Origin of the sequence: Psychrobacillus faecigallinarum (assembly GCF_014836595.1) — a bacterium.
GTDB classification, from domain to species: domain Bacteria; phylum Bacillota; class Bacilli; order Bacillales_A; family Planococcaceae; genus Psychrobacillus; species Psychrobacillus faecigallinarum.
This window is the reverse complement of sequence record NZ_JACSQO010000002.1, coordinates 12,356-26,339: the sequence shown is the minus strand read 5'-3', so window position 1 is coordinate 26,339 and position 13,984 is coordinate 12,356. Positions and strand designations below refer to the sequence as shown.

At 37.3% G+C, this 13,984-nt stretch carries 14 protein-coding genes and 1 riboswitch; of the genes, 6 read left to right on the top strand and 8 right to left on the bottom strand.

Annotated elements, in window-relative coordinates; all coding sequences use genetic code 11:
* Nucleotides 1-262: 262 nt before the first annotated feature.
* Nucleotides 263-1,447, bottom strand: a complete 1,185-nt coding sequence (locus tag H9650_RS04840) for an MDR family MFS transporter (protein ID WP_154310271.1) — start codon at nucleotides 1,445-1,447, stop codon at nucleotides 263-265.
* 123 nt (nucleotides 1,448-1,570) lie between these two features.
* On the opposite strand from H9650_RS04840, the gene H9650_RS04835 reads away from it, so the two are divergent.
* Genes H9650_RS04835 through H9650_RS04820 form a run of 4 tightly spaced genes read left to right on the top strand, consistent with a single transcriptional unit; the run spans nucleotide 1,571 to nucleotide 4,766 of the window.
* Nucleotides 1,571-2,527 carry a TIGR01212 family radical SAM protein gene (locus tag H9650_RS04835; RefSeq protein WP_191696719.1) on the top strand — a complete coding sequence of 319 codons (957 nt, stop codon included), beginning with the start codon at nucleotides 1,571-1,573 and terminating at the stop codon, nucleotides 2,525-2,527.
* Nucleotides 2,524-3,093, top strand: coding sequence for a class I SAM-dependent methyltransferase (locus H9650_RS04830; RefSeq protein WP_154310267.1), 570 nt, complete (start codon nucleotides 2,524-2,526; stop codon nucleotides 3,091-3,093). The genes H9650_RS04835 and H9650_RS04830 overlap by 4 nt, the downstream gene beginning before the upstream one ends.
* 46 nt (nucleotides 3,094-3,139) lie before the next feature.
* Nucleotides 3,140-4,222 (top strand): type III polyketide synthase, encoded by a 1,083-nt coding sequence (locus H9650_RS04825; RefSeq protein WP_191696718.1) that lies wholly within the window; start codon nucleotides 3,140-3,142, stop codon nucleotides 4,220-4,222.
* Nucleotide 4,223: 1 nt separating this feature from the next.
* Nucleotides 4,224-4,766 carry an isoprenylcysteine carboxyl methyltransferase family protein gene (locus H9650_RS04820; RefSeq protein WP_144535169.1) on the top strand — a complete coding sequence of 181 codons (543 nt, stop codon included), beginning with the start codon at nucleotides 4,224-4,226 and terminating at the stop codon, nucleotides 4,764-4,766.
* Nucleotides 4,767-4,824: 58 nt separating this feature from the next.
* Here the strand turns inward: H9650_RS04820 and H9650_RS04815 are convergent, their stop codons facing one another.
* Nucleotides 4,825-6,141 carry an NAD-dependent malic enzyme gene (locus H9650_RS04815; RefSeq protein WP_151113403.1) on the bottom strand — a complete coding sequence of 439 codons (1,317 nt, stop codon included), beginning with the start codon at nucleotides 6,139-6,141 and terminating at the stop codon, nucleotides 4,825-4,827.
* A 119-nt stretch (nucleotides 6,142-6,260) separates the two neighbouring features.
* Nucleotides 6,261-7,052, bottom strand: coding sequence for an alpha/beta hydrolase (locus H9650_RS04810; RefSeq protein ID WP_151113401.1), 792 nt, complete (start codon nucleotides 7,050-7,052; stop codon nucleotides 6,261-6,263).
* Nucleotides 7,053-7,160: 108 nt separating this feature from the next.
* On the opposite strand from H9650_RS04810, the gene H9650_RS04805 reads away from it, so the two are divergent.
* A complete protein-coding gene (locus tag H9650_RS04805; protein ID WP_151113399.1) occupies nucleotides 7,161-7,676 on the top strand; it encodes a gamma carbonic anhydrase in 516 nt (171 codons plus the stop codon).
* Between the two features lie 247 nt (nucleotides 7,677-7,923).
* Here H9650_RS04805 and metK read toward each other — a convergent pair whose 3' ends face one another.
* Nucleotides 7,924-9,120 (bottom strand): methionine adenosyltransferase, encoded by a 1,197-nt coding sequence (gene metK / locus H9650_RS04800; protein WP_191696717.1) that lies wholly within the window; start codon nucleotides 9,118-9,120, stop codon nucleotides 7,924-7,926.
* Nucleotides 9,121-9,310: 190 nt separating this feature from the next.
* Nucleotides 9,311-9,427: riboswitch (SAM riboswitch) on the bottom strand.
* A gap of 218 nt (nucleotides 9,428-9,645) precedes the next feature.
* On the opposite strand from metK, the gene pckA reads away from it, so the two are divergent.
* Nucleotides 9,646-11,232, top strand: coding sequence for a phosphoenolpyruvate carboxykinase (ATP) (gene pckA, locus H9650_RS04795; protein ID WP_151113395.1), 1,587 nt, complete (start codon nucleotides 9,646-9,648; stop codon nucleotides 11,230-11,232).
* A 277-nt stretch (nucleotides 11,233-11,509) separates the two neighbouring features.
* On the opposite strand, the gene H9650_RS04790 is transcribed toward pckA, so the two are convergent.
* The 4 genes from H9650_RS04790 to H9650_RS04775 all read right to left on the bottom strand — a co-directional run bounded on the left by H9650_RS04790 (nucleotide 11,510) and on the right by H9650_RS04775 (nucleotide 13,966).
* Nucleotides 11,510-11,959 carry a hypothetical protein gene (locus H9650_RS04790; protein WP_154310256.1) on the bottom strand — a complete coding sequence of 150 codons (450 nt, stop codon included), beginning with the start codon at nucleotides 11,957-11,959 and terminating at the stop codon, nucleotides 11,510-11,512.
* 1 nt (nucleotide 11,960) lies between these two features.
* Complete coding sequence (locus tag H9650_RS04785; RefSeq protein WP_151113393.1) at nucleotides 11,961-12,752, bottom strand: alpha/beta hydrolase family protein; 792 nt, start codon at nucleotides 12,750-12,752, stop codon at nucleotides 11,961-11,963.
* Nucleotides 12,727-13,203, bottom strand: coding sequence for an NUDIX domain-containing protein (locus tag H9650_RS04780; protein WP_191696716.1), 477 nt, complete (start codon nucleotides 13,201-13,203; stop codon nucleotides 12,727-12,729). Before H9650_RS04780 ends, H9650_RS04785 begins: the two co-directional genes overlap by 26 nt.
* 115 nt (nucleotides 13,204-13,318) lie before the next feature.
* The gene (locus H9650_RS04775; RefSeq protein ID WP_151113389.1) at nucleotides 13,319-13,966 is read right to left on the bottom strand and encodes a CPBP family intramembrane glutamic endopeptidase; all 648 of its coding nucleotides are present in this window, start codon (nucleotides 13,964-13,966) and stop codon (nucleotides 13,319-13,321) included.
* Between the last annotated feature and the right edge of the window lie 18 nt (nucleotides 13,967-13,984).

Below are 13,984 nucleotides of genomic sequence, written 5' to 3'. Positions count from 1 at the left end.
AATGATATTAAAATTAATAATAGAGATCTTGCAAGCACCTCCTCAATAATAATTGAATAAAACTTTTGTTATTATCTATTACTATGTTTGACCCGCTTCCTTCACTTTTTAAACGTATCCTAGATTCTTCTTTAAATGACTTATGCGACTTGAGAGCTAAATAACCTTTTATATTACAGATGAGTTAATTTTGTCAGTTGCTTTTTTCTATAAAAAAACCTAAGTCAACAAAATATTGAACTTAGGTTTAGGAATTATTTATTTATTTTTGCTCATTTAAAGCTGCTTCTTTTTTTAAAGGTATATCGTAAAGTAAGCTAGTAATTATAGATATAATTATTAGACTAGCTAAGATTAGTATCATCGCCGGAGTTCCGTATGCCTCTACTAAAACCCCTCCTATAAATGGTCCAATCATCCGTCCAATTGTAGCCATACTGTTAACGATACCTTGATAGAATCCTTCTTTTCCTTTCGGAGCCAACTGGCTAGCTAACGTGGGAACAGCTGGCCAAACGAACATTTCACCAAAAGTGAGTATGACCATAGCAACTACAAACATCGTATAGTTTTCAGCAAATGCTACTACTACAAAAGAAATCATAAATATGACAAGCCCTAAGACCATTTGCGTTTTAATCTTATGCTCTAATTTATTTATAATAGGCTTAATAAGTGGCTGAGCAAGTAAGATTAGTGCTCCATTAACTGTCCATAAAAGACTATATTGTTTTAAGGTGATCCCTAAATCTAGTACATAGGTTGAAATAGTCGATGTCCATTGTACATATATGATCCATGTAAGCATATAACCAAAAGTTACAATCATCATTGCATAAATAGGAGCCATTTTTTTTATTTTCTTCTTTTCTCCTAAAACAGAAGCTTGATGATTAGAAACGATTGACATATTTTTATAAAATACGCCGGCAATCACTAAAAAGAAAACATACGCAAATAAATTTGCTACAAAAATATTGTTGATATTATTATCCGCTACCAGACCCGCTAAGGCAGGTCCAATTGCCACTCCCAAATTTTGGGCTAAATAGATAGAGTTGAATGCTCTTCTACCTCCCTCTGGCCAAACATTTCCTACCATTGCATACATGCTAGGAAAGATAATCCCCCCACTAAATCCTAGTATAGCAACGAGCCAAATATATTCGGGCCAGTCATGCCATACAGTCAACGCTGCTAACGACAACATAGACAGGAGAATACCAAACATAATAGACTTATAGCCTCCTATGCGGTCAAACAAATATCCACCCAATAAATTCCCTATTACTCCGGTCCCTGCGTTAAGCATTAATACTAAGCCTGCAGTGGTCAACGATTGACCTAAATAATCATGCATATAAATTGTATGTAAAGGCCATAAAAATGAATTTCCGGTCGTATTTATGAACATTCCTATTATTAAGAGCCATACTGCTTTTGGCATTTTAAATACCTCATTTCTTTAGACACTCAAAATATTGTAGCTGTTTTTAGTCACCACTTCAAGATAATTACATCTTTAAATCAAATATTCATGATAAAATAATTCTGTTAAGGAGTGAAGAATATGACTAATAACTTCCCTTTCCCTACAGATGGGAAAAGATACTATACGTGGAACCGATATTTGCGAGACATTTTTGATATGAAGATTTTTAAGGTTGCGCTTGATGCAGGCTTTGATTGTCCAAATCGTGATGGCACAGTAGCATACGGAGGATGCACATTTTGCAGTGTTGCAGGCAGTGGGGATTTTGCTGGTGATAAAGTAGACCCAATTCCGGTGCAATTTGAGAAAATTCGAGATAAGATGCATGAGAAATGGAAGCAAGGAAAATATATCGCTTATTTTCAGGCTTATACAAATACGCATGCACCTCTTCCTGTTTTAAAGGAGAAATTTGAAGCCGCATTAGCATTAGAAGGAGTAGTAGGCATTTCTATCGCCACTAGACCAGACTGTTTACCTGATGATGTAGTGGAATATTTGGCTGAGTTAAATGAACGTACATATCTGTGGGTTGAGCTCGGCTTACAAACTGTCCATGAAAGTACAGCAAAAATAGTTAATAGAGCTCATGATTATCCTACTTATATAGAAGGAGTTTCCAAATTAAGAAAACACGGGATCCGTATATGCACCCACATTATAAACGGCTTACCATTAGAAAATCGCGATATGATGATGGAAACAGCTAGAGAGGTAGCAAAGCTGGATGTTCAAGGTATTAAGATTCACCTTCTTCATCTATTAAAAGGAACTCCTATGGTGAAGCAATATGAAAAAGGGATGCTAGCATTTATGGGTCGTGATGAATATATCCAGCTAGTAGCCGATCAATTAGAAATCCTCCCGCCAGAAATGATAATTCATCGTATTACTGGAGACGGGCCTATCGATTTAATGATTGGTCCTATGTGGAGTTCCAACAAATGGGAAGTGTTAAATGGAATTGATGCTGAGCTAGCTAGAAGAGATAGTTATCAAGGAAAATTTTATACGAAAACTGGTGAATTAATATGAAGTTAAAAAGAATTCTTCCATATGCAAAAGAGCTTCTTCAAGGGATTGTAAAAGAAGGTGACACAGTTGTAGACGCAACTGCAGGGAATGGTTATGACACACTATTCCTTGCAAGCTTAGTTGGCACACAGGGTCATGTCTTCGCTTTTGATGTCCAAAAGGAAGCGATTGAATCGACCTCTGAGAAACTCTGCAATGCAGAACTAAGAGATCGGGTTTCTCTTATTTTAGATAGTCATGAGCACGTAGGAGAATATGTAAAGAATAAAATTTCTGCAGCAGTCTTCAATCTAGGCTACCTGCCCGGAAGCAACCATGAAGTAGTAACTACAGGGAATTCTACTACTAAGGCTATTTCCTCCTTGTTAGACCTTTTGGAGGTCGGGGGTCTTATAGTATTAGTAGTTTATCATGGGCATGAGGGTGGTAAACAAGAAAAAGATGAACTCATTTCTTTTGTTCGACGACTTCCTCAATCTTTCGTTCATGTATTATGCTACCAATTTCTAAACCAAGAAAATGACCCTCCATTTATAATTGCCATTGAAAAAATGAAAGAAAGGTGAATATATGGATGAAGGATGGAGAGACTAATACAAAAAGGAGATTACCATGCCAAAAATTGCTTCTGTTAGTACATACAAACCTCCATACACCCTAGAACAATCCAACATAGAACAATTAACGAAAGAGCTTTTTCACGATAAAATCCCACAGCTCGAACGATTACTAAAAGTATTTGAAAATGGTGACATTAATACCCGAAATTTCTGTGTTCCTTTAGAGTGGCATAAAACCACCCATTCATTTGAAGAAAGAAATTCCACATATATCGATCTTACTACCAAATATAGCGTGGAAGTCATCCAAGCCTGTCTCCAAAACAGTTCTTTTTTAGCGAATAAAGTATCACCAGAGGAAATCGATGCTATTATTTTTGTAAGCAGTACTGGCATTTCTACTCCAAGTATTGATGCTCGTGTGATGAACCATCTTCCCTTCTCAGATCGTCTTAAACGGATTCCTTTATGGGGTCTAGGTTGTGCAGGTGGCGCAGCTGGAATAAGTAGAGCGTTCGATTATTGTAAGGCACATCCTTCTGACAAGGCTTTAGTAGTTTGTGTAGAGCTATGTAGCCTCACTTTTCAACCAAATGATTATTCAAAGAGCAATTTAGTCGGTGCTTCCTTGTTTGCAGACGGAGCAGCTTGTGTGTTAGTTTGCGGAGACGATGTTGATATAGCTACTAAAAGACCAGTACCTCATATTATCAAAACAGCATCCAAATGGATGCCCGACTCTGAGGATGTAATGGGCTGGGAAGTAAAAAACAGCGGTTTACACGTTGTATTCTCAAAGAGCATTCCAACAATTATCTCCAAATGGCTTGGTCCATTTATGCACGAATTCTTGAGTGAGGAAAATCTCACTAGTGAGGATATCATTAATTTCGTTGCTCATCCAGGTGGAAAAAAAGTTTTGAAAGCTTATGAGGATTCTCTTAGTCTGTCTGAAAACCAAACAGCTATTTCAAGAGAAGTATTAAAAAATCATGGGAATATGTCTTCACCAACCGTTCTCTATGTATTAGAGCAATTTATGCTTAAAGAAAATACTCCTAATAACTATGGCATGCTAGTCGCTTTAGGCCCAGGATTTTGTGGCGAAGCAGTGTTATTAAATTGGAGGAATTAGTATGTTGTTTTTCATAATCATTGCACTAGTTATTATTCAAAGGTTGGTGGAAGTAGTAATTGCTAAGAGGAACGAGAAACATATGCTGGCTCAAGGTGCATATGAAGTAGGAGCCTCTCACTATCCTTATATGCTAGCCTTGCATATTAGCTTTTTTCTCTTTTTGGTTGCGGAGGTCGTCTTTTTAAACCGAACAACTTCTCCATTATTTCCTGTATTTTTTTTCGTATTCTTGTTAGTTCAAATTCTTCGCGTTTGGTGTTTAACTTCTCTCGGAAAGTTCTGGAATACAAAAATAATTGTTCTTCCTGGGGCAAATGTGGTTACGAAAGGACCATATCTTTACTTCAGACATCCGAATTATATTGTTGTTTGCACCGAGATATTATTATTGCCTCTAATGTTCCAGGCATACTTTACTGCATTAGCTTTCACATTGTTGAATTTGGCTATGCTGTCAGTCCGAATTCCATTGGAAGAAAAGGCTTTAATAGAAGCAACTGATTATAATGAAGCATTAAAAAAGAAGATATCGGCCTCCTAGGCGATATCTTCTTTTCTTGTATATATCATATTAAATAATGCTGACTCATGCTAGATTATTAAGCTTCTTTAGTCACTGCCTCTTCAACTGCTCGAGCAACTATATAATGTACCGCAGGGTCTAATGGATTTGGTATTAACTCTCCCGGTCTTGTATAATCGACTATTGCCTGAGCTGCTGCAATAAGCATTGGATACGTAATTTCTTTTGCCCCAGCATTTAAAGCACCCTTAAAAATACCTGGGAAGCCAATTACATTATTAACAGAGCGACCATCTGCTGCAAAGGCTGCTCCCGCTGCGATAGCAATAGATGGAAGGATTTCTGGATTAGGGTTGGAAAGTGCTAAAATAATTTGACCTTTTCGCACCATCTCAGGTTTAATCAATCCCTCGACACCTGTCGTAGCAACAATAATATCACAATTCTTCATCATCTCTTCTAATGAATCAATCGTTTTTCCTCCATAGTGAAGAAGACGCTCTTTAGCCGCTTCCTGACGGTCCAAGCCATACACTTCTTCCACACCGTAAGCCATTAACATACGACAAATAGCTAATCCCGCTGCTCCTAAGCCAATCTGACCAATTCTCGCAGTTTTTATGTCTACCTCAGTAGCTCGGCAAGCAGAAAGTATAGCCGCTAAAGCCACTACAGCAGTGCCGTGCTGGTCATCATGCATCACAGGTATTGGAAGCTCTGCTTTCAGTCTTTCTTCTATTTCAAAGCAATGCGGTGAACCGATATCTTCTAATAGAATTGCACCAAATCCTTGGTGAATATGCTTTATAGTTTCTACAATCTCATCGGGATCACTAGTATCTAATAGAATTGGTATTCCGCTCAATCCAACGAACTGATCTAATAGTACAGATTTCCCTTCCATTACTGGCATACCTGCCACGGAACCAATGTTGCCTAAACCCAAAATAGCGGTACCATCCGTTACAATAGCAACGGAGTTTCCGATGGAAGTGAAATATTGGGCCTTATCTGGTTCGTTAACAATTTCCATACATACACTTGCCACTCCAGGTGTATAGATTCTTTGCAAATCTCCTAATGAGCGGACATCATATCTGCTCTTCATTGCAATTTTCCCGCCTTCATGGGCTTTTAACACATCATCACTGATAGCTTGGATTTTCACACCATTTCCAATTGCTTCAATGTTTTTTATAATTAGCTCGAAGTCTTTTTTAGACTTGCTCGTAACGGATATATCTCGAATAGTTGTCAATGCACCACTCTTTAAAGTAGTGATATCTCCTATATCTCCTTCTCCCATGCCTATGGCAGTCGCTACCTTAGCAAAGTTACCAGGTTTTGAAGGTGTTTCGACGATAATATTACGAATAATATGTTGGTTTTCCATATCTCTCTCCTAATCTCTTACTCTATTTTCAATTATATGATTATAACACAAAAAATCCCCATTTATAAAAATGAAGATTAATTGTTGCTTAATATATTTGTTTGAAATAAAGATGCATTTTAAACGATATAACCGATAGATCTCAGTACATTATTAATGAAGGAGTGAGAATATGTAAAAATTTCTTCTCTTTCTGGCTCTAAATACAGATCATGAAAACAATTCTTCCATTCCTTGAATTGATAATCCGATAGCTCCTGTTTTTTTAACCATGCTTTGGCAGCTGCGGTGTCCGTTATCTTATCTCTTTCTCCCGTCATTAATAAAACCGGGACATTAGGAATAGATTCGGGATACTGGCTTACAGTTTTCATCTCATTTTCAAGCTCTTTATACCAATCATGTGAAATAATCGTTCGATAATACGGATCGTTTACTAGATCTTGATAGGCGCTGTAGTTTCTAGTTAGTTCCTTTAGTTCAATGTCATGATTGATCTTCTGCTGCACTGAGATTTTAGCTAATGCCTTTGTCCACTTGGAAGGAAGTTTTTTTAACAAAAGCCACGGAGATGTTAAGATAACACCAGCATATTCCACCTCTATCTTATGTAACATCTTCATAACTAAGGTTGCTCCAAGCCCATGTCCTACTATAAAAATAGGAAGGTCATATGAAACAGCAACCTGCACTGCTTGCTTTATGTAGTCTTTATAAAGATCAAAGGATTCATCGTGAATGGTCTTGGTTCTCACTAACTCCCCGTGACCTGGCAAATCTCCCATCACTATATGGCAATTTGAGCTTCGCAATTTTTCGATTAGCCAAGCATAACGTCTGTGATGCTCATAGGCACTATGAACAATAATTACAACCGCTTTAGCCTTTTCATCTGACTCCCACTTCCACATGTTCAACATACCTCATTTCTGTAACACTCTCTACGTCCTATTTATTTCTTTCTTTCGATTTGTTTGATAGGATTAATTATACTCGAAAAACAAAGGAGCGTGTCTATTTTGATTTATCCATACAAAGATAAGAAACCTTCGATTGATGCATCTGCCTATATTGCTGATTATGTCACAATCACAGGTGATGTTACAATCGGTCCAGAGACTACAATTTGGTTTAATACGGTAATAAGAGGGGACGTTGCCCCTACTATAATAGGAAGCAGAGTTAGTATTCAAGATTTAAGTTGCCTTCATCAAAGCCCAAATAATCCACTCATAATTGAAGATGAGGTAACTGTTGGCCATCAGGTTACATTACATAGCTGTACTATACGTAAAGGCGCATTAATAGGCATGGGGTCCATTATTTTAGATGGTGCAGAAATAGGCGAAGGAGCATTTATTGGTGCTGGTAGTCTTGTCCCTCAAGGGAAAAAAATCCCGCCTAATACTTTAGCATTCGGTAGTCCAGCTAAGATTATACGTGAATTGAATGACGAAGATAAAAAAGATGTCCAACGAATTATTCATGAATATGCTGAAAAAGGTCAGTACTATAAATCCATCAAACCCTTATAGAAAGATCGAATTTAAAATAGAATAAATTAGAATTAACAAACACCTAATTTTAAAATTTTTATAAATTTGACTCCGGTTATTTTTATACAATAATCCATTAAGAGTAAATAGATCCATTTATTTGGTCAGCCTATTTACCGTTAAGCTGTATAATTGTTTGAAAAAAACAAAAGGTATTAAGAGGCTAGCCTCTTAATACCTTCTTTCTTTAGGCGAGGCATTCCAATAGAAGGAAGTCTCTGAATTCTTAAATACCTGCTTTTTGCTTTAATTGCTCTGCCTTGTCGGTTTTTTCCCATGGAGCATCGATGTCAGTACGTCCGAAATGTCCGTAAGCTGCCGTTTGCTTGTAAATTGGGCGACGAAGGTCTAGCATTTTAATAATTCCAGCTGGACGAAGGTCAAATAGATCACGGATATATGACACTAAATCCGACTCTGCTACTTTTCCTGTACCAAATGTATCGATTGCGATAGAAACTGGTTGTGCTACACCAATTGCATACGCTAGTTGTACCTCACAGCGATCTGCAAGACCAGCAGCAATAATATTTTTTGCTACATAACGAGCGGCATAAGCTGCAGAACGGTCTACTTTTGTTGGATCTTTACCAGAGAAAGCTCCTCCTCCATGGCGAGCATAACCTCCGTATGTATCAACAATAATTTTACGTCCAGTTAGTCCAGCATCACCTTGAGGACCACCAATAACAAATCGTCCCGTCGGGTTAATAAAGTATTTCGTTTCCTCTGTTATTAAATCAGTAGGTACTACCGGTTTTATAACATGCTCTTTTAAATCTCTTTGGATTTGTTCTAAAGTTATTTCTGGGTGATGTTGTGTAGAAATAACAATCGTATCAATATGAACAGGGTTGTTATTTTCATCATATTCAACTGTTACCTGTGTTTTACCGTCTGGTCGTAAGTAGTCTAAAGTTTCATCCTTGCGAACCTGTGCTAAGCGACGGGCAAGTTTGTGAGCTAGACTGATTGGTAGTGGCATTAGCTCTGGAGTTTCATTACATGCGTAACCAAACATTAACCCTTGGTCTCCTGCTCCAATAGCCTCGATATCTGAATCAGTCATCGCACCTTCTCTAGCCTCTAGCGCTTGGTCTACACCCATTGCAATATCAGCGGATTGCTCATCAATCGCAGTTAAAACTGCTGAAGTTTCAGAGTCAAAGCCGTATTTAGCACGTGTATAACCAATTTCTTGGATAGTCGAACGTACAACTTTAGGTATGTCTACATATGTAGAAGTTGTTATTTCTCCTGCAACTAACACTAAACCTGTAGTAACGGTTGTTTCACAAGCAACTCGTGCATTAGGGTCTTCCGTTAAAATTGCATCTAATATAGCATCAGAAATTTGGTCACAAATTTTATCTGGATGCCCTTCTGTTACTGACTCCGATGTAAATAATCGACGTTGTGTCAAAAGATTCCCTCCTATATCCTGCGAGATTTCTCTCAGGAATTGATACGGTACTCATTCCCATGTCAAGCCAATAGTAAACTTGAAGCTGCTTCGGACTTGGCACACAAGGATTTAGGGCGATGTAAAATAAAAAAACCTTTCACTCACGTAATTACATGAGGAAAGGGATTAATATCATAAACACCTTTCACTCTTATCAATCAAGGGATTTCACCTTGTCTCAGGTTGGGCACCTTTGTAATGATTTTTCAATTACAGGTTGCCGGGTTTCACAGGGCCTGACCCCTCCACCAGCTCGGAATAAGAGTATCCGTTCAATTCACCATCATACGTAAAAATATGTTATAAGTCAACCGATTAAATGTAATTTTTTCTCAAAAACAAAAATTATTCCAATAATGGGCTTCTATTAGTGTAGACTATTTAGTGTAATGTGTTATACTATTTCACATATCAATGAAAAATCCTCTTTATGTTGACTATTTACGTGAAGAGATAAAAATTAAAAAAGGATGGTAATACTAAATGAATTCAATCGATACTGTGAGCGAACTGAACGAATTGTTAGCTGGTAACAACATTAGCCTTCAATTATCAGTACCACAATTGGTGGAAAAAGCTACTTCTAGAGGAGAAGCAGTACTAACTTCAACTGGAGCTGTTAAAGCAGAGACAGGCAAATATACAGGACGTTCTCCACAAGACAAGTATATTGTTGATGAACCTATCTCAAAAGACAAAATCGATTGGGGCTCTGTAAACCAACCTATCTCATCTTCTCATTTTGAAGCATTATATACAAAAGTTATGAACTATTTAAAAGAACAAAATGAACTATTTGTATTCAAAGGATTTGCTGGTGCTGATAAGGATTCACGTCTAAGCATTCAAGTAATAAACGAATATGCTTGGCATAATCTTTTTGCTCACCAACTATTTATTCGTCCTTCTGAAGAAGAATTAGTAGCTCATAAAGCAGACTTTACTGTAATCAGCGCACCAAACTTCAAAGCAGATCCTGCTATTGATGGAACAAATTCAGAGACTTTTATCATTGTATCTATGGAAAAACGTATTGTTTTAATTGGTGGAACAGAATACGCAGGAGAAATGAAAAAATCTATCTTCTCTATTATGAACTATTTATTGCCAGAACAAAATATTTTGCCTATGCACTGCTCTGCTAACGTTGGAGAAAAAGGCGATGTAACATTATTCTTCGGCCTTTCAGGTACAGGTAAAACTACATTATCTGCTGATGCTGGAAGAAAGCTAATCGGTGATGATGAACATGGTTGGTCAGATAACGGTGTATTTAATATTGAAGGTGGCTGCTACGCAAAATGTATCGACCTAACAAGAGAAAATGAACCACAAATCTTTGACGCTATTAAATTTGGTACTGTTTTAGAAAACGTTGTTGTTGACCATACAACACGAGTTGCAGATTATGCAGATAACTCTTTAACAGAAAATACACGTGCAGCTTACCCAATTCAATATATCGATAATATTGTAGATCCATCTGTAGCGGGTCATCCAAATACAATCATCTTCTTAACTGCAGATGCATTTGGCGTGCTACCTCCTATCAGCAAACTTACTAAAGAGCAAGCAATGTATCACTTCTTAAGTGGATTTACGTCTAAATTAGCTGGTACAGAACGTGGAGTTACTTCTCCTCAGCCTGCATTCTCAACATGCTTCGGGTCTCCATTCCTTCCATTGCATGCAACAGTTTATGCAGAAATGCTTGGTAAGAAAATTGACGAGCATGGAGCACAAGTATTCCTAGTGAACACTGGCTGGACTGGTGGAGAATATGGCGTTGGAAGTCGTATGAAGCTTTCTTACACTCGTACAATGGTCCGTGCAGCGATTGAAGGAAAATTAAACGAAGTGGAAACAACAAAAGATGCAGTATTCGGTTTAGATATTCCTACAAGCATCGATGGAGTTCCTTCTGAGGTATTAGTTCCTCGTAACGCATGGGCAGACAAAACTGCTTATGATAAAAAAGCTGCTGAGCTTGCTCAATCTTTCCATGAGAACTTCAAAAAGTTTGGTACCGTATCAGAAGAGATATCTCTTAAAGGCGGTCCAACTGCTTAATCTATATACTTTAAATGGCCGTGAAACTTTTCACGGCCATTTTTTTGTTTATTTGCTTAGTGATAATAATAGCTAAGTCGTCTTATTTGTACATACAAGCAATTATTGAAGCTAGGATATATTTCCTTAGTCACCATAGTAATTGTAAAGTTCACTTCTCCTCCACAAATGACGCTTATGTGGAAAACAAATAATAATCATCCAGCTATCGTCGCATAAAAGAAGGAGGCCATAGACAATAGTCTATCACCTCCTCTCCTATAAATTTAAAAGAATATTACTCCTCAAAGTCGTCGTGATATTCCATGTCAGTAGAAATGGGGAAGATTCCTTTTATCTCTTCTGCTTTTTCTTCATCTACATTAGAAAAAATAATCTCAGAGCCATAATGTCCAATTTCTAACTCTTCTTCGCCCTCTGCATTGAAAAACATCGTGAACCATTTAAGTCCTCCGACTGGGTCAATGGAGTAATTCCGGAAAAACAATCTATTTTCATCGTTTAAATTAACAGTAATTACCTTCATCAATCCCTCATTCATCACTTCAAAGCTTTTTTCACAAAGCTCATTGACTGCATCCTCTTCTTCAGCCCAGCAATGTATAACTACTTCAGAATACTGTGTTGTATACTGATCCCATAAGTCTTCCCAAAAGCTTAAATCTATTGGGAATAACGTTTTTTCCTCTAAACTCATTGACTCTACTTGAATAACTAACTGACCCAAATTATTTTCCTCCTCCATGTTTTTTCATCCAAATACACACGTCTCTCACTACTTGTCGATTTACCTTAGAAGGAAAGTAATGTGTGTAATCCGGATAATACCATGTCTCTACAATTTTGTTATACCCTATTAATGCCTGCTCTAATACTTTTGCATGCTCAATAGAAACATTGACGTCTTTTCTACCATGAATTATTAAAATAGGAGCACTGATTTCTTCTACTCGCTCTAATACATTTCTATCCTCATATTCTTCCTCACGGCTTGAAGGAGTGCCACCAATTACACGCTTCATCATTCTCCGCATATCCAGTCTTTCCTCATATGTAAGAAAAATATCAGTTACTCCTGCCCAGGAAACAAGAGAACTTATGTCTTCTCTTATGACGGCTGTCCATAATGCCATCATACCGCCCCTAGAAAAGGCAAATAGATGAATTTTGTCAGGATTGCAAAATTGCTTTAAGACATCCACTGCATAGACGGCATCCCATCGATCCTCTCCACCAAATTCATCTCGCCCCTCTCCACCACGATTTCCTCGATAATAGGGAGCAAAGACAACAAGGCCCTGCGAAGCAAATTGGGCTATTCGTGCAGGACGAACCATGCCTATCCCTTGAATACCACCCCTACAATAAAGCATCCCATCATAATTCCCCTTTTTAACAGGGAATGCTAGCATGCCTTTTATGCGCAATCCACAAGACCAGTAAGTGATTTCCTTTAAATGAACATTAGGATTTGGAGATGGATAGACTCGAATCCTATCGATCGTTCCATTTTTCTTCATGAACCCTCACCTCTTTAAGAATAGCTATCATACCTTTATCCATCATATGAAAACTTAGATTTGTACAAGCTTCCAGCTCCTCCTGAGTAAGCCAGAGTGCTCCATCTGTTTCATATATGGTTGACCCTGTATGTATATCCTCGACCTCTGCGATATATACCGCCTTACAAAAGGGGCTGACATCATGAACTACATATTCTGCAAGCCATCTTAAGTTAGAAACTACTACATTCGTCTCTTCTAGTGTTTCTCGTACGGCAGCCTCCTCTATAGTTTCATATACCTCTTTTTTCCCTCCAGGAAACTCTATTCCTCTTTTAGGATGGTTTGTTAATAACCATTTATGTTCTTTTTTTGCTAAAACGAGTACATGCTGTGGTTTTATTGTAAATCTATCTTTTTCAAAGGAAAGATCCACCTTATAGCCATTTAAATCATAGAAAGAAATCATATTAGTCTTCTCCCTTTTTAATCCCTATTGCCTTAGATTCTTTTGAGATATTTACTTAAAAGTTTAGCATACGCAACAAAAAAAGGCTTAGTAGTTATACTAAACCTGGTTAAGCTTAAAGAATAATGAATAAATAAACAAGCATAATTCCTAAGTCAGCTAAGCTATGGCTAACAATAGATGGTACGATTGTGTGAAATTTCGAACGAAAGATTCCCCACATAATGCCCGCCAGAAAAACTATCATAGCTGCTAGAATATGAAAGGGAGAATTAAAAATAGGCATTACTACTACCAAATGATAAAGACTATAGAAAAAAGAAGTAATCAGAATCGTAAAAGTAGAACCTAATCTTGGATATAATCGATCATACATAAACCTTCTCCAATAAAATTCCTCTAGAATGGGGTTAACAAGAATCAAGAAAAATACTAGAAGAATTACTTTTGATCCTGTAAAATCCCATTGAACCAGTAGAGTAGACAAGTTTTCTCGGTCAATAACCAGTGATTGAAACAAATAGAAAAAGCCATAAATAGCTATTAAACATATGATTCCACTTATAATTCCTACTGTCAGTGAGGATTTTGGCTGTGGTACAAAAAAACGGTTACGATTTTTTCTTCTAAAGCTGACTACAATAGGTATTAGAAGCAACCAACCATAGAAAAGCAGAAAAGTAATCGGGACATTCTGTAAGATAGGAAGACCCAGAATAATCATAATTGTAGGTCCGAATAATAAAACAAGCTGTTTAACCATATAACCTCCTAATTATTT

Bases quoted from the DNA above. Each gene is read 5' to 3' on its own strand.
- H9650_RS04820 (WP_144535169.1), top strand. From the start codon at position 4,224: ATGTTGTTTTTCATAATCATTGCACTAGTTATTATTCAAAGGTTGGTG.
- pckA (WP_151113395.1), top strand. From the start codon at position 9,646: ATGAATTCAATCGATACTGTGAGCGAACTGAACGAATTGTTAGCTGGT.
- H9650_RS04825 (WP_191696718.1), top strand. From the start codon at position 3,140: ATGCCAAAAATTGCTTCTGTTAGTACATACAAACCTCCATACACCCTA.
- H9650_RS04780 (WP_191696716.1), bottom strand. From the start codon at position 13,203: ATGATTTCTTTCTATGATTTAAATGGCTATAAGGTGGATCTTTCCTTT.
- H9650_RS04830 (WP_154310267.1), top strand. From the start codon at position 2,524: ATGAAGTTAAAAAGAATTCTTCCATATGCAAAAGAGCTTCTTCAAGGG.
- H9650_RS04775 (WP_151113389.1), bottom strand. From the start codon at position 13,966: ATGGTTAAACAGCTTGTTTTATTATTCGGACCTACAATTATGATTATT.
- H9650_RS04810 (WP_151113401.1), bottom strand. From the start codon at position 7,052: ATGTGGAAGTGGGAGTCAGATGAAAAGGCTAAAGCGGTTGTAATTATT.
- H9650_RS04835 (WP_191696719.1), top strand. From the start codon at position 1,571: ATGACTAATAACTTCCCTTTCCCTACAGATGGGAAAAGATACTATACG.
- H9650_RS04785 (WP_151113393.1), bottom strand. From the start codon at position 12,752: ATGAAGAAAAATGGAACGATCGATAGGATTCGAGTCTATCCATCTCCA.
- H9650_RS04840 (WP_154310271.1), bottom strand. From the start codon at position 1,447: ATGCCAAAAGCAGTATGGCTCTTAATAATAGGAATGTTCATAAATACG.
- H9650_RS04815 (WP_151113403.1), bottom strand. From the start codon at position 6,141: ATGGAAAACCAACATATTATTCGTAATATTATCGTCGAAACACCTTCA.